Origin of the sequence: Anaerosporobacter mobilis DSM 15930, from assembly GCF_900142955.1 — a bacterium.
GTDB classification, from domain to species: domain Bacteria; phylum Bacillota; class Clostridia; order Lachnospirales; family Lachnospiraceae; genus Anaerosporobacter; species Anaerosporobacter mobilis.
Genome location: NZ_FRCP01000005.1, coordinates 271330 through 288762, shown reverse-complemented (window position 1 = coordinate 288762; position 17433 = coordinate 271330). Strand labels below are relative to the sequence as shown.

The following is a 17433-nucleotide window of genomic DNA, read 5'->3' as shown; positions in this document are numbered from 1 at the left end:
AACATAATCTTATCCTCCTTTGAATGACTACTGTTTCTTAGGAACAAGTTCATTGTAGCACTTCTATACATTGAATGTAATGATGAAATGATGGAACACTAAGGAATAAGTGGAGAAGATGAGAATGTAAGGAGTATTTGGTAATTACGTGCGATACATAGTGCTAAGGAAGGCGGGGGGATAGGAGAGGTAACGCTTGAAGTAGACCATAAGTTTGATAATTACATTCCAAAAATTACGGTTTAGTAGAAGCTTTTACCGAAAGTAGATTGTAGTATATCGCTTTTGGAATTTAATGACCGATATCTCTTGGGAGTATATCCATACGCTTTATGAAAAGTTTCGGTGTAGTAGCTAGCGCCTGAAAAACCGACCTGATAACATATTTCTGATATTGTTTTATCCGTGGATAGTAGCAGCTCTAGACTTTTTTTCAATCTAAAATTTGTGAGGTAGGAAATCGGTGTCTCGTTGGTATATTTTTGAAATATTGATGTACAAGTGGTTTTTCCTACTTTTCCAGCCGCACTAATATCACTAAGAGTAATTTTAGAGGCATAGTTTTTGTGAATATAGTGAATCATGTCTTTCAATAGAGTGAGGTGCTGATTGCGTGGCATGGTTATCTGCTTTGTACTGTCAGACAACAGTAGTAGACTTTCCCAGATTTCAAAAAATAGTCGTTGGATGTGAAATGCACACAATTCAGAAGATCGTAGATCATAGATTTTCTGTATGGTTTTCAGGATATCTTTTTCGTGCTTAGTATCCTTATGCAGAATCCTATAAGGTAGTGCCTCGTTTTGTAATACTGGAGTAATATAGTTCCTCTCAACGTAGGGAGAAGAACATAACAATATAGGATGTAGAAGAATACAAATGAATTTGCATTCTATATGTTCATTGGAATATCCGTAGTGAAATTGTTTTCCATTGACAAAAAGACCCTCTCCTGTGTTTAGTAAAATGACATTGCCGTTGATATTATAATTCATCTGCCCGGATAATATGAGAATGAGTTCAATATCATCATGCCAATGGCTAATAGCACGGTAATCAGGGTAACTGGATAGATATCCTTTACGAACATAGGCTGGAAAGTCTACGATATCATATTGCACATCTTCTGATTGATCGATTTTTAAAGTGAATTCCACGTTAAACTCCTTTTCTGAAATAATGTTATATAAATATGGGATTTATATATATAAAATATCAATTAACAACGATATAATTATAAAATGAAAATCCTAATACGTCAATAATATAAAGGAGGGATCAATAATGAAATAGAACTTATTGCACTGTATGAGAAGGATTTTACTATTATAAAAGTTTTTAATAAATATGGAGGAAAAACGGATTGAAGTCATTGTTTAAGGCGTTTAATGACAAAGAGTTTAATAGAAAATTGATTTTCTTGGTTCTTCCAATTGCTTTTCAACAGTTTATGCTGTCGTTGGTTAGCGCTTCGGATGCGGTAATGCTGGGTTTTGTGGACCAGAATTCTCTATCAGCGGTATCACTTGCTGGGCAGGTAACTTTTGTGTACAATCTCTTCCTTGCTGCCATGACAATTGGAACCAGTATATTTGTTGCGCAGTACTGGGGAAAGAATGATAGAGTCTCGGTGGAAAAAATCCTTGGTTTTGTTTTGAGGATATCAATTGTTGTATCGTTTCTATTCTTTATTGTAGCTACATTTTTCTCGAATTATTTGATGAAGATATTCACTGCAGATATCGTGTTGATAGAAGCTGGTGGTGAGTATCTGAGGATTGTTGGAATCACATATTTTATGTGCGGGATATCTCAAATTTATTTGTGTATCATGAAAAACTGTGGTCATGCCTCTGGAAGCATGATAATCAGTTCGGTAACGGTAGTACTTAATATTGTATTAAATGCTATATTCATTTATGGATTGCTAGGAACTCCTAAAATGGGAATTGCAGGTGCCGCTGTTGCAACGACAATTTCTAGAGGGGTAGAGTTGTGTTGGTCTTTGTGGGAATCTTGTCGTAAAGATAGAATCAAGATTAGGGTGAAATATTTGCTTTATGTAGACCAAAGATTAAGAAAGCTATTTTGGAAATATACATTTCCAGTGCTAGGGAATGAACTGGTTTGGGGTTGTGGTTTTACTATGTACTCCGTAATAATGGGACATTTAGGAACGGATGCTGTTGCAGCAAATTCAATTGCAAATATAGTAAAAAATCTAATTGCTTGCTTTTGTCTGGGACTTGGTAGTGGCAGTGGTATTATAGTTGGAAATGAGCTTGGAGCAGGGAGGCTCCAAAAAGCAAAGACCTATGGAGATTATCTTAGTATTTGGTCGATTGTAAGTGGAATTACATCAGGGATATTGCTGCTTGCAACCACACCAGTTATCCTCCACTTTTCAAACCTATCTGAGCAGGCAAATAACTATCTATCGTGGATGTTGATTATGTGCTCCTATTATATGATCGGGAAATCGATAAACTCCACCACGATTGCAGGAATATTCTGCGCGGGTGGTGATTCTAAATTTGGTTTTTTATGCGACGCAATTACATTATGGTGCATTACAGTTCCGCTTGGTTTAATCGCTGCATTTGTGTTAAGAATGCCAGTGCTTGTAGTATATTTCATCGTGAATCTAGATGAAATCATAAAGTTACCAGTTGTTTACAGACATTACAAAAAGTATATCTGGATTAAGGATTTAACAGCTTAGGAATAATAAAAACAAAGGAGAAAAATTATTATGAATATCAAAGAGAAAATGCACAGTGGGGAATTATATTTACCACGCAAACTTTGGAGGACACCATGTCCATTTTGGAAAAATGATTTATGCGAACTTTGGTCTGACACTTGTGGATGATACGCATATCTATGTAGGTGACAATACTATGTTCGGCCCAAATGTGGTCGTGGCAACAGCTGGACATCCTATTTTGCCTGAACTACGAGAAAAGGGGTATCAATATAATTCACCCGTCGATATCGGGAAGAATTGTTGGATCGGTGCAGGGGTAATTATTGTGCCAGGGATTACCATTGGTGATAATGTGGTAGTCGGCGCGGGAAGTATTGTTACTAAAGATTTACCATCTAATGTTATTGCTATAGGAAATCCATGTAAAGTAATTCGTGAAGTAAATGATCAGGATAAAGAATACTATTTTAAAAACAGAAAAATTGGTGAAGATTTCAAGGAGTATAAGTAAGTTAATAGAGACTATAACGAGATGAGAAATAAAGGAATCAAATTTATAAGAGAACCAAAAGAACAAGATTATAGGACTGTAGTTGTGGTTAAAGATTTGTATTGATATTTGTGGTACTTAGTTGAATTTAATGCCGAACAACCAATGTATAGAAGAATAGTATAACACCCATGATTAACGTTGCTGATAAAGTCGAAAACACAGTTCATAAGAGTGTGTTTTCGGCTTTTTTAGAGTTTACTTAGTGCAACGTAAAAGTTGAGTCATTTCACAAACACCTTTTTGCTGAGAAGTAATAATTTCGCAAAGAATCGGTTTCAATTCAGGGCAGATATCAAATCTTAACGCATTTTCAGACATACGTATAGCACCTTTATGGTGAGGAATCATTTCACGCATAAAATTTGCATTGATGTTATTGGTTGAGCAGGCATTACCCATTTCTGAAAACATAGTTTGTGTAATTATATCAAATTGACGTTGGTACAGACAAAAATCCTGTTGTGAGTTTTTGCACATACTGCATGAGTATTCTATATCACACATATTTTCGATGCTCTGAGTCTGCATCTCAATAATATTTAGTGCTATATTTTGTAAGGCTATGTCTGTAGTATAACACAGAATATTGTGTGACATTTCAATAGCAGCACGGTGATGTGGGATCATTTGTACAATAAAATTGTGAGATATACTACAAGATAGCTCTGGACTTGTCATGCCTTGAATCATTTGATCTAGAATACAGTAAAATTTGGATAAATAATCTTTAGTAACATTACTAAAGATACAATTATTTCTCATAATTAAAATCACCTCATCTTAATATATTACAATAAAAAATATTGGTGTATCGATTTTCTATTATAACAGAAGGGTAACAAAGAAAGTGGTACCTACCCGGTAGAAGCACTTAGAAGTGATTAGTATTCATCATTAGTACAAGTAAGCCTTTGTTTGCTAATATCATTTTCGTTGATATAGGTAAGTAGAGGTTTTTTGTATTATGCACAAGAAAACAATAGTGTAGTACGGTAAATATATGAGGTTAATCTATGTAAATGGTACGAAAACGATAACTATAACAATAATGCAAAACTATGGATTAGATATTAATAAAATAGTATTATTGCACAAATAAGTACAGCAAAATAGGCATAAATTAACAAATATATGTAATTATATGTAATTAATATTGCAATGTTGTGAAATGTGTTGTACAATTAAAATACTATAACGATTAAGTAACATTAAACAAGAAAGATATTGATTTCCGCAAGGAATTTAATATACATATGGGGTGTTTCCCAAAACAATATTTAAGGGAGGTTTTATATGAAAAAGAAACTTTTAGCAGTTTTACTTACCGTTACTATGGTGACTACAATGTTAGTTGGATGTGGTAGCAAGAAGAATGACTCGAAAAATACTATAACTACTGACACAAAACCAGTAACTACAGATAATACAGATACTACTAAAACAGACGATGCAGCTACAGATACAACCGAAACGGTTGCTACTCCAGAAGAAGGCAAGATATTAAATATCTATTGCTGGAATGATGAATTCCAAAGACGTATGAAGGATCATTATCCAGGGTATGAAGAGGTAGATGCAACAACTGGTAAAATTGGTGATGTAACTGTTAAATGGAACATTACACCAAGTGATGATAATGCTTACCAGAATAACCTTGATGAAACGTTGCTAAAACAAAAAGATGCTTCTCAAGATAATAAGATTGACTTATTCCTTATCGAAGCAGATTATGCATTGAAATATGTTGATACGGAATACACAATGCCAGTTAGCGACCTTGGCATCACAGAAGCAGATTTATCAAAACAATATCAATACACAAAAGACATTGTTACAGATGCTAATGGACAAATCAAAGGTGTTTCATGGCAAGGTTGCCCAGGAGTTTTGATTTACAGACGTTCCATTGCTAAAGATGTATTTGGAACAGACGAAATCAACAAGATCCAAGAAAAATTAGCAAACTGGGATGCATTCTCTACAGCAGCACAAGAAGTAAAGGATAAAGGATATTATATGTTATCGGGATATGATGATGCATACCGTGTATTCTCTAATAACGTATCTTCCAAATGGGTTGTTGATGGAAAAATCAATATCGATGACAGCATTAAGACTTGGGTAGAGCAAACAAAAGAATTTACAGACAAAGGTTATAACAACAAGACATCACTTTGGTCAAGTGACTGGAGTACAGGATTTACGCCAGAAGGTAAAGTATTCTGTTACTTCGGACCAGCTTGGTTCGTAGACTTCACATTAGGTGGAAAAGGAACGGATGGAGACTGGTATGCAACGAAAGGACCTCAAGGTTTCTTCTGGGGTGGTACTTGGATCTGTGGAGCTACTGGAACAGATAATCAAAGTTTGATTAAAGATATTATACTTAAATTAACTACTGATGATACTATTATGAAAGATATCGTAGTTAAAGACAATGACTTTGTAAACAATACAACTGTTATGGACGCTATGTCAACGGATAGTACATATGCTAGTGCTGTACTTGGGGAGAGCAATCCACTTGGTACTTATGCAGCAGGTGCAGGTTCTATCGACTTAAGCAATATTTCACCATATGATCAAGGTTGTACAGAAGAATTCCAGGGTGCTATGAAAGATTATTTCGATGGCAATGCTACCTATGACGAGGCTCTTCAGAACTTCTACAGTCTAATTACTGTAAAATACCCAGAGTTATCATACTAACTAGTGATTTGTTAATGAGAATTGATTGAAAAACATGCCTGTCTATTGTAGGCAGGCATGTTTTTTGACTATAGAGCTCTATTATAAATGGGAAGACAAAATGAGAGGTTCGAATATGAATAAAGTTGAAGCAAAAAAAGTAAAAAAAGGAAAAGTAGTTAGGTATAATAAGTGGGGATATATCTTTTTAGTACCTTTTGTAGTAACTTATCTAGTATTCCAACTAGTGCCGATGGTAAGTACCATTTTTAATAGTTTTTTTGAAAACTATCGCTCAGGTCTTACACAAATTGGACCAAACTTTGTCGGACTGGATAATTATAAGTCATTACTGGGTAATTCTGATGTTTGGAAATACTTAAAGAATACGGCTATTATGTGGATAATGGGCTTTATTCCACAGATTCTTTTAGCACTTCTTTTAGCGAATTGGTTCTCTAATGTTAGATTAAAATTAAAAGGATTAGGATTCTTTAAAACAGTTATATATCTACCGAATTTAATAATGGCATCGGCATTTGCAATGCTATTCTTTGCTTTATTTTCAGATAACGGTCCTGTAAATGCTATTTTGATAAATATGGGTGTTATATCAGAACCCTATAGGTTCATGTCACATGTATGGAGTACAAGAGGTTTGGTGGCATTTATGAACTTCCTAATGTGGTTTGGTAATACTACGATTTTGTTAATGGCAGGTATAATGGGAATTGATATGAACTTGTTTGAAGCAGCAGAAGTTGACGGTGCAAAACCAACTAAAGTATTTACTTTGATTACATTACCCTTATTAAGGCCAATTCTGATTTATGTAGTCATTACATCTTTGATTGGTGGAATTCAGATGTTTGATGTACCACAAATTTTAACAAGTGGCAGTGGAGCACCAGTAAATTCAAGTATGACATTAATTATGTATTTGAATAAGCATCTGTTCAGTAAGAATTACGGTATGGGTGGCGCAATGTCTGTACTGTTATTCTTCATAACGGGCATCTTAAGCGTAATTGTATTCAAGATTACTAGTAAGAAAGAAGATTAGAGGTGAGAAATATGTCTAGTAATAAGAGTAGAGAAGATAATGGGATTGGTATTAAGACGAGACGTGCGATTAGCTACATTGTATTAGTTTTAGTAACGGTATTGTGTTTGTTTTGGTTTTATCTATTGTTTTTATATACAACAAAAACACATAATGAGATACAACTTGGATTTAGCGCAGTACCGGGTAGCAATTTTGTTGAAAACTGGATGAATTTAATAAAAGGTACCTTGCCAATTTTGACTGGTCTTCTTAATAGTTTATTTGTATCCACAGCATGTGTGGTTTGTAGTACATATTTCTCTGCTATGACAGCGTATTCCATTCATGCATATAACTTCAAATTCAAGCAAGCTATGTTTACCTTTATCTTAGTAGTAATGATGATACCAACACAAGTGACTGCATTAGGTTTCCTTAGATTAGTAGATGGTATGAATCTAAAGAATTCGTTTATCCCATTGATTATTCCAACAATTGCAGCACCAATGACCTTTTACTATATTAAACAGTATATGGAGAGTGCATTACCTCTAGAGATCATTGAGGCATCTAGAATAGATGGTTCTGGTGAGTTTATGACATTTAATCGAATTGTACTTCCGATGCTTAAACCAGCTTTGGCAGTTCAAGCTATATTTACATTTGTTCAGACATGGAATAACTACTTCATGCCGGCATTAATTTTGAACGATGATAAGAAGAAAACATTGCCTATCTTAATTGCACAATTGCGTAGTGCAGACTGGTTAAAGTTTGATATGGGGCAAGTGTACATGATGATCGCATTCTCTATATTCCCGGTAATTGTTGTTTACCTTTGCTTGTCAAAGCATATTGTTCAAGGAATTGCTCTTGGCAGTGTTAAAGGTTAATAGTCAGTTCGTAGCGTCCTGGTCTTATTAGGCCAGGATTTTTTGTGTTCGTATTCCTGATAGAGCATAAGAAGATGTTGTTAGAGTGGGAGAAACTTTAAAAAAATAGTTTTTAAATAAAAATACTGGTTTTACTTGTTATGAGCCATTATTTATAGTAAGCTATTATTACCGTGTTTGTAATGCTCTATACTATATGGAGATGCATAAACGACAAATAAATAGTAAGGGAGAGATTTAATGCCAGTATATTTATTAATTGCCGCTATTATAATTATCGCCTGTGTAATACTGAATAAGGTGACGAGTCGATTAGGGATACCAACGTTATTAGCATTTATTTTGTTAGGTATGTCAATGGGGTCAGACGGAATTTTTAAGATACCATTTGATAATTTCTATATAGCAGAAAAGATTTGCTCCGTAGCTTTAATTTTTATTATGTTCTATGGAGGATTTGGTACGAAGTGGAGTGAAGCAAAGCCGATAGCAGTGAAAGCGGTATTGTTATCAACGTTAGGGGTTATATTAACTGCTTTACTTACTGGATTATTCTGTTATTTTATCTTACGTTTTAATTTCTGGGAAAGTATGTTATTAGGCTCTGTTATTAGTTCTACAGATGCTGCATCTGTATTCTCGATTTTACGATCCAAACGATTAAATCTAAAGTATAACTCAGCCTCCTTATTAGAGGTGGAAAGTGGAAGTAATGACCCTTGTTCGTATATGTTAACTGCGATTGTACTTGCGGTTATGAATGGAAAAGCCGACGGTGGAGAAATCTTTTTGATGATTCTTGCACAGGTTATATTTGGATTAGTGTTTGGTGTTCTTATTGCATTCTTAGCATATGAGTTCCTCAAACGGTTTCGATTCGAAACAGAAGGATTTGATCTGATCTTTGTTGTTGCGGTAGCAATATTAGCATATGCAATACCATCTGCCGTTGGAGGTAACGGATATCTAAGCGCGTACTTGGTTGGAGTAATACTTGGAAACAAACCAATTTTTAATAAGAAAGCACTTGTTAATTTCTTTGATGGATTAACAGGACTTATGCAGATTCTTGTGTTCTTTCTATTAGGTCTACTTGCATTTCCTTCGCAATTGCCAAAGATTTTTATACCAGCAATGTTAATTGCTTTATTCTTAACATTTATCGCAAGGCCTTTATCTGTAATTGCGATTCTAGCACCTTTTCGTTGTAAGTGGAACCAACAAGTATTGGTTTCGTGGGCAGGTTTACGTGGTGCGGCATCAATTGTATTCGCAGTAATGGCGACTATTGATCCTGCGGCTACAAACAATGATATATTCCATATCACCTTCTGTATCGTACTCTTTTCTATATTAATACAAGGTTCATTAATTCCTTTGGCTTCCGTTAAGTTAAATATGATTGATGATACAGTCGATGTTCTTAAAACTTTCACGGATTATGCGGATGAAGTACCGGTTCAATTTATTCAATTGAAGATGAATTCAAGTCATCCGTGGATTGATAAGAAGATAAAAGATATACCATTGCCACCAGATACATTGCTTGTGTTGTTAAAGCGAAATGGTGAAAACATTGTACCAAATGGACAAATTCATCTAGTGGAAGACGATATATTAATATTAAGTGCAGCGGCCCCAGGTGAGATTGAGGGAATTTCTTTAACAGAAAAGAATGTTACAAAAGGCTGCGATTGGATAGGAAAACCAATTTCGGAGATTTCGAAAGAAGAAGATAAATTGATTATAATGATACAAAGAAAGAAAAAAGTTATAGTACCTAATGGTAGAACTATTATTAAGGAAAATGATATTCTAGTTATCAATCAGATTGAAAAAGATCCTAGAAGGATAATATTAGAGTAATTACCATTTATCAACCATTACAAAAATATTAATTAAATGTTACAATATTGTTACAAAGACAACCAAAGGAGAATGAAATAATGATGAACTTAAAGAAAATGGCTTTCGCTGTAGCAATGATGGTAACTGTAGGCACTGTAGCAACTCCTGTAGCTGGAGCACAGGCAGCAACTAAGATTAATTGTACAAATCAAACAAATAGTAATTCTAATTTTACTTCAGGAAAATTATGTTATCAAGTTACTGGTAATAATACTTGTTCAGTAACAGGTTTATCTGCAAAGGGTACGAAATCAACATCTTGTACAATTCCTTCAACTGTAACTTGCAATGGTAAAACTTACAAAGTATCAAATGTTTCTAACAATGCATTTAAGAACTGCAATAATCTAAATTCAATTACTTGCAATAAGTCAATAAAGACTACGGGATCAAACTGTTTCGGTAATGCTTCTGTTCGATTTGCTAAATAATAAGTATGTATAAATAAAATATCGAAAAGTAAACTTCGCAAATGTTTTGCTGTAGAAAATTCGTATTTCGAATTTAATGCTGTAATCATTTGCGAAGTTTTGTTTTTGGGATTGTAAATACAACCTTTCATGTGATAGAATATAAGACGGATTAAAAAGTAGTATACAAATGATTATAAATAATGCTATAATAAAAGTGTTTGGGTAGCTAGTAAAAGCTACAATTTATGGCAATAGAAGTTCATAATACATGATTTCTATTGTTTGAGACATAATCACACAAATATGTGTGGAATAGCAGTTTCTATGTAGTATACATAGGAAATTTGTTAATACTTATACTAACGGAACCTTGTTCCTTCGTATAAGTTTATTATAAGTTATTGAAAGGTATGATGGATGATGAAGACTTGGAATAGAGTTGTGTTAAAACTTAGTGGTGAAGCATTAGCCGGAGATAAGAAGACAGGATTTGACGAAGCAACTTGTATAGAAGTAGCCAAACAAGTAAAAGAATTAGTCGATAATGGAGTCGAAGTTGGTATTGTAATCGGTGGTGGAAACTTCTGGAGAGGAAGAACAAGTGAAACAATCGATCGTACAAAAGCTGATCAGATTGGAATGTTAGCAACCATTATGAATAGTATCTATGTATCAGAAATTTTCCGTTATGTTGGAATGATGACACAAGTGCTAACACCATTTGAATGTGGTTCTATGACTAAAATGTTCTCAAAAGACAGAGCGAATAAGTATTTCAAGAAGGGAATGGTCGTATTCTTCGCCGGAGGTATAGGACATCCATACTTTTCAACAGATACTGCAACGGTTCTTAGAGCTATTGAAATTGAAGCTGACGTTATTTTATTAGCGAAAGCAATTGACGGTGTTTATGACAGCGATCCTAAGACAAATCCATCGGCTAAGAAGTATGATGAGATTACAATAGGTGAGGTACTTGATAAGAAATTAGCAGTAATTGATTTATCTGCAACAATTATGTGCTTAGAAAATAAGATGCCAATGATGGTATTTGGTCTGAATGAACCAAATAGTATTGTAAACACATTAAATGGTAAATTTACAGGAACAAAGGTAACTGTTTAATTAATACGAGAAACCTTGTTACACTGTATAATTATAAGAAAAATTTTGGAGGGAAAATTATGGATTCAAGAATTGAACAATTTGAAGTGAAAATGGAAAAATCTCTAGACGGCTTAATGGAGGAGTATACAGCTATTCGTGCAGGTAGAGCTAATCCTCGTATTTTAGATAAATTAAAAATTGATTATTATGGTACTCCTTCTGGTATCCAATCAGTTGCAAACGTTTCTGTACCAGAAGCTAGAGTTATCATGATTCAACCATGGGAAAGCAGCTTAATTAAAGAAATCGAAAAAGCAATCTTGGTTTCTGATCTTGGTTTAACACCAAGTAATGATGGTAAGGTAATTCGTCTTGTATTCCCAGAACTTACAGAGGAAAGAAGAAAAGACTTAGTAAAAGACGTTAAGAAAAAAGCAGAAGCTGCTAAAGTAGCTATCCGTAATATTCGTCGCGATGCGAATGATGCAATTAAGAAATTAAGTAAAGCGAATGAGATTTCAGAAGATGAAGTAAAAACCTTAGAAGACCAAGTACAAAAAGTAACTGACAAATATGTTACAGAAGTAGATAAAGCTATGGAAGCAAAATCAAAAGAAGTTCTTACCGTATAATCAGGTACGTGAAGTGTTTCTGATAATATAATTTTGGCTAGGAATAAGAATCGGATTGTTCTTATACAATAGGTGTATAAGGCAATCCGGTTTTATAACATTATAGCAGGAGGAATATAGTTTGGCTAATAATAATGTCCTCGAAGGATTGCAAATCCCGGAACACATTGCGCTTATTCTAGATGGTAATGGGAGATGGGCAAGGAAAAGAATGATGCCTCGTAATTATGGGCATGCACAAGGAAGCAAGAATGTAGAGAAGATTTGTAAAGCTGCATATAATATGGGAGTAAAGTATCTAACCGTATATGCATTCTCAACAGAAAATTGGTCAAGACCTGATGATGAAGTTGAGACACTTATGAAACTTCTGAATAGTTATTTAAAAGATTGTATTAAACAAACAACTAAGAATAATATGAGAGTCAGAGTTATTGGTGATATTACTCGTTTAGATGTTACAATGCAAGAGAAAATCAAAGATTTAGAAGAGAGAAGTAAGAATAATACTGGTCTTAATTTTCAAGTTGCATTAAATTACGGTTCTAGAGATGAGATTTTACGTGCCGTAAGACGATTAGTAGTAGATTATGATAATAAGGCGTTGACGCTCGATGAGATAGATGAAAAACTATTTGACAATTACTTGGATACAAAGAATATTCCGGATCCTGACTTATTGATTCGTACAAGTGGTGAACAAAGATTGTCAAATTATTTATTATGGCAGATGGCATATACAGAATTCTATTTTACAGATGTTTTGTGGCCAGATTTTAGTGAAAAGGATTTAGAAGATGCCATACTCTATTATAATTCAAAAGAAAGACGGTTTGGTGGATTAAGATAATAATTAATACCAACGGATAGGTGAGCGTATGTTTTGGGTGCGTTTTAGAAGTTCAGTACTGTTAGTGGTTTTAACATTATTCACTGTAATTATGGGGGGCGATTTACTATTCGCAGTAATTGGTCTAATCTCTTTAATTGGCTTAAGTGAATTGTATAAGTTATTAAAAGTAAATAATAGTGTAGTTGGATACATAGGCTATGTTGCTTGTGTTGCTTATTACGCGTTAGTGTACTTTAATGCAAAGGAACATATGATGTTACTTTTTGTAGCATTTATCATGGTATTAATGGTAGCGTATGTATTTACTTTTCCTAAATATCATTCTGAACAAGTATTCATAACATTTTTTGGGTTGTTTTATGTTGCAATTATGCTATCACATATCTATCAAGTACGTATGTTAGATGATGGTCTATGGTTAGTTTGGTTATTATTCATAGGTGCATGGGGTTCTGATACCTGTGCATATCTAGTTGGTATCTCGATTGGTAAACATAAGATGACACCGAAATTAAGTCCTAAGAAGTCTATTGAAGGCGGTATCGGCGGTATTCTTGGTGCTGCATTAATAGGATTTATATATGGACTAGCGATACAACATAAAATTGGTACATTTAACAATCCGCAAGTTGCTTTTGCAATTATATGTGGTGCGTCTAGTATCGTATCTCAAATTGGAGATTTAGCAGCTTCAGCAATCAAGAGAAATTATGATATTAAAGATTATGGTAGATTAATACCTGGTCATGGTGGAATATTAGATCGTTTTGATAGTATCATATTCACAGCTCCTATAGTGTATTATCTAGCAGAGTTTTTAAGTAGGTAATCATAATAGTAGCAGGAAAGTAGTAGTAAGAAAGTAATAGTAAGAAAGTAATATCACAAGTAAAACGTGATATACAAGGGTACAAAGATGAAAAAAATAGTAGTACTTGGTTCAACAGGTTCCATTGGAACGCAAACACTTGATGTCGTTCGAAATAATTCGGATATGGAAGTTGTGGCTTTGGCAGCAGGGTCAAATATCAAGTTATTAGAAGAACAGATAAGAGAATTCAGACCACGTATGGTATGCGTCTTTGATGAGAAGAAAGCGAAGGAGTTACGTATACTTGTTTCGGACTGTGATGTTACGATTACCAGTGGTATGGAGGGCTTAATAGAGTGTAGTGTAACCCCGGAAGCTGATGTCGTATTAACTGCTATCGTAGGGATGATAGGAATTCAGCCAACGATTGCTGCGATTAAAGCGAAGAAAGACATTGCACTTGCTAATAAAGAGACCCTAGTTACTGCTGGACATATCATAATGCCACTTGCGGGAGAATATAATGTTAAGATACTTCCTGTTGATAGTGAACATTCTGCAATATTCCAGGCTTTGAATGGAGAAAACTACAATCGTATTAGTAGAATATTATTAACAGCTTCTGGAGGACCTTTTAGAGGAATGACTACAAAGCAGTTAGAAAAAGTTGGTCTAGAAGATGCCCTAAAGCATCCGAATTGGTCAATGGGTAGAAAGATTACGATTGATTCAGCAACAATGGTCAACAAAGGGTTAGAAGTTATAGAAGCCAAGTGGTTATTTGGGGTTGAGTTTAACCAAATAGAAGTTGTTGTACAACCAAAGAGTATCATTCATTCTATGGTTGAGTTTGTTGATGGTGGTGTAATCGCTCAACTAGGAACACCTGATATGAAACTTCCCATTCAATATGCACTAACGTATCCAGATCGAAGAGGGCTCGGGGGAGAGCGATTAGATTTTACAACACTATCAAGTATATCATTTGAAGCACCTGATTTAGATACTTTCCGCGGACTTTCATTAGCCTATGAAGTGGGTAAAATGGGTGGAAGTATGCCGACTGTATTTAATGCGGCAAACGAAAGAGCGGTAGCCAAATTCTTGAATAGGGAGATATCGTTCCTTGAGATATACGAAATAATCGAAGATGCAATTCAGTGGCATCGTAAGGTGGATAATCCAAGTGTGGATGCGATACTTGAAATAGAAGCACAAACATATGAAAGAATTGAATCGCGATTCCACGTGTAATGCTGTTGTAGCATAGAAAGGATAGGTATTTACATGAATATTATTTTAGCTATTTTGATTTTTAGCTTAATTATAATCATCCATGAGCTGGGTCACTTTTTATTGGCAAAGAAGAATGGAATAGAAGTTGTAGAATTCTCGGTTGGTATGGGACCAAGACTTTTTAGTTTTCTACGGAATGGAACTAGATATTCACTGAAGTTGTTCCCGATTGGTGGCTCATGTATGATGTTAGGAGAGGATGAAGAAGCGGATTCTCCAAACTCCTTTGGAAAGAAGGGGGTATGGGCTCGTATATCGGTTATTGCGGCTGGTCCAATATTCAACTTCATTCTAGCGTTCGTACTAGCGATGATTGTTGTTGGTAAAGTTGGTTATGATCCTTCTTCCATTGCTCAGATTGTAGAAGATTCACCTGCGGAGGAAGCGGGACTACAAGTTGGGGATGTAATCGTAGAGATGAATGGGTCTCATATTGACAATGGTCGTGAAGTTACATTCTATCTATTCTTCCATCCAACATCAGAAAAGGATGTTACATTAACCATTAACCGTGGTGGAGAAATTATGGATATCACGATAACGCCGGAAAAGATTGAGTCTGGTGCATACCAGATGGGCTTTTTAGCAAATCTAGGACGTACGAAAACGATAGCCACGACGGGCGAGAAGATGAATGCCTTTGACGTAGTCAAATATAGTGCAATAGAAGTAAAATCTTGGATTGTTTCAGCAGTTCAAAGTGTTGGTGGTTTGATAACTGGTAAAGTATCTACTAGTGATTTGGCTGGACCTGTTGCTATTGTTGATATGATTGGAGATGGAATTAATAGTACGAAGTCTGAAGGTGTGTCAGCTGTTGTGATTCAGCTTCTCTATATGAGTATCTTACTGAGTGCCAACCTTGGTGTAATGAACTTATTACCGTTACCTGCACTAGACGGAGGCCGTCTGGTATTCTTAATAATAGAAGCAGTACGTGGTAAGCCAGTTGATCCTAAGAAGGAAGGTTTCGTCCATATGGTCGGGCTTGCTCTCTTAATGCTCTTAATGGTATTTGTTATGTTTAACGACGTAAAAAGGCTATTTGGCTTTATTGTATAAACTAAGACTAACAAAGTGTATAAACCTTCACATCATCAAGTAATTTGACTTGATAGGGTAATAAGTTAACAAGTTTATGTACTATTTAGAATAAAACAATATTAAGATAGGGAGGTGTGATAAGATACGAATGTATTTTATACACCTCTTTATCAATTGATTATTTTCTAATAGCTAGGAATAAATTAGCCATATAACTTATATAAAAATGTGGTAAAATAGAGAAGTGGAAATAGAGAAGTGAAAAGTAAACAAGGAGGTATTCATAATGTACCGTGATAATACAAAAGTAATTCAGATTGGAAACAAGGTAATTGGTGGTGGTAACCAGGTACTTATTCAATCTATGACAAATACAAAGACAGAAGATGTAGAGGCTACTGTTGCACAAATAAAAGAATTAGAAGCAGCTGGTTGTGATATTATTCGATGTGCGGTTCCAACAATGGAAGCAGCACTTGCACTCAAAGAGATTAAGAAGCAGATATCAATTCCTCTTGTAGCAGATATACACTTTGATTACCGTCTTGCCCTAGCAGCTATAGAGAATGGTGCGGATAAGATTCGTATTAATCCAGGCAACATCGGCAGTGAAGAACGTGTACGAGCAGTTGTAGAAGCTGCCAAAGAGCGTAATATTCCTATTCGTGTAGGTGTGAACAGCGGATCTTTGGAGAAACAACTGGTTGAAAAATATGGTGGAGTCACTGCAGAAGGAATCGTAGAAAGTGCACTTGATAAAGTAAGAACTATAGAAGAGATGGGCTATGACAATCTAGTTATTAGTATTAAGTCTTCTAATGTATTAATGGCTGTGCAAGCACATGAGTTAATCGCGAAGAAGACGAAGTATCCTTTGCATGTAGGAATTACCGAATCAGGAACTATTATCTCAGGTAATATCAAATCAAGTATCGGACTTGGCATTATCCTAAACCAAGGAATCGGTGACACCATACGAGTATCCTTAACAGGAAATCCAGTGGAAGAAGTAAAATCAGCGAAGTTAATACTTCGTACACTTGGCTTAAGAAAAGCAGGAGTTGAAGTAGTTTCTTGCCCAACGTGTGGAAGAACGCAAATTGATCTAATAGGACTTGCAAATCAAGTAGAGAATATGGTTCAAAAATACGACTTAGATATCAAGGTAGCCGTTATGGGCTGTGTCGTTAATGGACCTGGTGAAGCAAAAGAAGCGGACATTGGAATAGCCGGTGGCAAAGGGGTAGGCATGTTAATTAAAAAGGGAGAAGTAGTTAAGACATTGCCAGAAGATCAATTACTTCCAACCTTAGAAGAAGAATTGAAGAACTGGAATAAGAACTGAAGAACTAGAATAAGAACTTAGTATTAACGACTTAGTGCCATCTATAATGTAAGAGAAGCAAAACTCTTGATAGTATTAAATAGCTTCTTAACAAATGTACAATAACTAAAAAACGATAGCGAAACACTTTAGTACTTC

The 17433-nt window shown here is 34.9% G+C and carries 15 protein-coding genes and 1 pseudogene; 14 read left to right on the top strand and 2 right to left on the bottom strand.

The window, feature by feature from the left end; translation table 11 throughout:
• Positions 1-242: 242 nt before the first annotated feature.
• Positions 243-1157, bottom strand: a complete 915-nt coding sequence (locus tag BUB90_RS01190; RefSeq protein ID WP_073281890.1) for an AraC family transcriptional regulator — start codon at positions 1155-1157, stop codon at positions 243-245.
• Between the two features lie 206 nt (positions 1158-1363).
• Between BUB90_RS01190 and BUB90_RS01185 the strand changes: the two genes are divergently transcribed.
• Complete coding sequence (locus BUB90_RS01185; RefSeq protein WP_242952452.1) at positions 1364-2722, top strand: MATE family efflux transporter; 1359 nt, start codon at positions 1364-1366, stop codon at positions 2720-2722.
• 73 nt (positions 2723-2795) lie between these two features.
• Positions 2796-3218 (top strand): annotated as a pseudogene (locus tag BUB90_RS01180) (sugar O-acetyltransferase); the annotation flags it as partial.
• Between the two features lie 237 nt (positions 3219-3455).
• Here the strand turns inward: BUB90_RS01180 and BUB90_RS01175 are convergent.
• Complete coding sequence (locus BUB90_RS01175) at positions 3456-4022, bottom strand: DUF305 domain-containing protein (RefSeq protein WP_073281886.1); 567 nt, start codon at positions 4020-4022, stop codon at positions 3456-3458.
• A 531-nt stretch (positions 4023-4553) separates the two neighbouring features.
• Here BUB90_RS01175 and BUB90_RS01170 point away from each other — a divergent pair.
• From BUB90_RS01170 to ispG, 12 genes are all read left to right on the top strand, one after another.
• Positions 4554-5969: a type 2 periplasmic-binding domain-containing protein gene (locus tag BUB90_RS01170; protein WP_073281884.1), complete on the top strand. Its 1416-nt coding sequence runs from the start codon at positions 4554-4556 to the stop codon at positions 5967-5969.
• A 115-nt stretch (positions 5970-6084) separates the two neighbouring features.
• The gene (locus BUB90_RS01165) at positions 6085-7011 is read left to right on the top strand and encodes a carbohydrate ABC transporter permease (protein ID WP_073282542.1); all 927 of its coding nucleotides are present in this window, start codon (positions 6085-6087) and stop codon (positions 7009-7011) included.
• A gap of 11 nt (positions 7012-7022) precedes the next feature.
• On the top strand, positions 7023-7886 hold the full coding sequence (locus BUB90_RS01160; RefSeq protein ID WP_073281882.1) for a carbohydrate ABC transporter permease: 864 nt from the start codon (positions 7023-7025) through the stop codon (positions 7884-7886).
• Positions 7887-8126: 240 nt separating this feature from the next.
• Positions 8127-9752 (top strand): potassium/proton antiporter, encoded by a 1626-nt coding sequence (locus BUB90_RS01155; RefSeq protein WP_073281880.1) that lies wholly within the window; start codon positions 8127-8129, stop codon positions 9750-9752.
• An 80-nt stretch (positions 9753-9832) separates the two neighbouring features.
• Positions 9833-10225: a leucine-rich repeat domain-containing protein gene (locus BUB90_RS01150; protein WP_073281878.1), complete on the top strand. Its 393-nt coding sequence runs from the start codon at positions 9833-9835 to the stop codon at positions 10223-10225.
• Between the two features lie 402 nt (positions 10226-10627).
• Positions 10628-11332: a UMP kinase gene (pyrH, locus tag BUB90_RS01145; RefSeq protein ID WP_073282540.1), complete on the top strand. Its 705-nt coding sequence runs from the start codon at positions 10628-10630 to the stop codon at positions 11330-11332.
• A gap of 59 nt (positions 11333-11391) precedes the next feature.
• Positions 11392-11946, top strand: a complete 555-nt coding sequence (gene frr / locus BUB90_RS01140; protein WP_073281876.1) for a ribosome recycling factor — start codon at positions 11392-11394, stop codon at positions 11944-11946.
• Between the two features lie 148 nt (positions 11947-12094).
• The gene (locus tag BUB90_RS01135; RefSeq protein WP_242952468.1) at positions 12095-12796 is read left to right on the top strand and encodes an isoprenyl transferase; all 702 of its coding nucleotides are present in this window, start codon (positions 12095-12097) and stop codon (positions 12794-12796) included.
• Between the two features lie 28 nt (positions 12797-12824).
• Entirely contained in the window at positions 12825-13628 is an 804-nt protein-coding gene (locus BUB90_RS01130) for a phosphatidate cytidylyltransferase (protein WP_073281872.1), read from the top strand.
• An 87-nt stretch (positions 13629-13715) separates the two neighbouring features.
• Positions 13716-14864, top strand: a complete 1149-nt coding sequence (gene dxr / locus BUB90_RS01125; protein ID WP_073281870.1) for a 1-deoxy-D-xylulose-5-phosphate reductoisomerase — start codon at positions 13716-13718, stop codon at positions 14862-14864.
• Between the two features lie 33 nt (positions 14865-14897).
• The gene (rseP, locus tag BUB90_RS01120) at positions 14898-15968 is read left to right on the top strand and encodes an RIP metalloprotease RseP (RefSeq protein WP_073281868.1); all 1071 of its coding nucleotides are present in this window, start codon (positions 14898-14900) and stop codon (positions 15966-15968) included.
• Positions 15969-16236: 268 nt separating this feature from the next.
• A complete protein-coding gene (ispG, locus tag BUB90_RS01115; protein WP_073281865.1) occupies positions 16237-17295 on the top strand; it encodes a flavodoxin-dependent (E)-4-hydroxy-3-methylbut-2-enyl-diphosphate synthase in 1059 nt (352 codons plus the stop codon).
• The last annotated feature ends 138 nt before the right edge of the window (positions 17296-17433 follow it).

Excerpts from the sequence above, each read along its gene's own strand:
- ispG (WP_073281865.1), top strand. The coding sequence starts at position 16,237 with ATGTACCGTGATAATACAAAAGTAATTCAGATTGGAAACAAGGTAATT.
- BUB90_RS01130 (WP_073281872.1), top strand. The coding sequence starts at position 12,825 with ATGTTTTGGGTGCGTTTTAGAAGTTCAGTACTGTTAGTGGTTTTAACA.
- dxr (WP_073281870.1), top strand. The coding sequence starts at position 13,716 with ATGAAAAAAATAGTAGTACTTGGTTCAACAGGTTCCATTGGAACGCAA.
- BUB90_RS01150 (WP_073281878.1), top strand. The coding sequence starts at position 9,833 with ATGATGAACTTAAAGAAAATGGCTTTCGCTGTAGCAATGATGGTAACT.
- frr (WP_073281876.1), top strand. The coding sequence starts at position 11,392 with ATGGATTCAAGAATTGAACAATTTGAAGTGAAAATGGAAAAATCTCTA.
- BUB90_RS01160 (WP_073281882.1), top strand. The coding sequence starts at position 7,023 with ATGTCTAGTAATAAGAGTAGAGAAGATAATGGGATTGGTATTAAGACG.
- BUB90_RS01165 (WP_073282542.1), top strand. The coding sequence starts at position 6,085 with ATGAATAAAGTTGAAGCAAAAAAAGTAAAAAAAGGAAAAGTAGTTAGG.
- rseP (WP_073281868.1), top strand. The coding sequence starts at position 14,898 with ATGAATATTATTTTAGCTATTTTGATTTTTAGCTTAATTATAATCATC.
- BUB90_RS01155 (WP_073281880.1), top strand. The coding sequence starts at position 8,127 with ATGCCAGTATATTTATTAATTGCCGCTATTATAATTATCGCCTGTGTA.
- pyrH (WP_073282540.1), top strand. The coding sequence starts at position 10,628 with ATGAAGACTTGGAATAGAGTTGTGTTAAAACTTAGTGGTGAAGCATTA.
- BUB90_RS01170 (WP_073281884.1), top strand. The coding sequence starts at position 4,554 with ATGAAAAAGAAACTTTTAGCAGTTTTACTTACCGTTACTATGGTGACT.
- BUB90_RS01175 (WP_073281886.1), bottom strand. The coding sequence starts at position 4,022 with ATGAGAAATAATTGTATCTTTAGTAATGTTACTAAAGATTATTTATCC.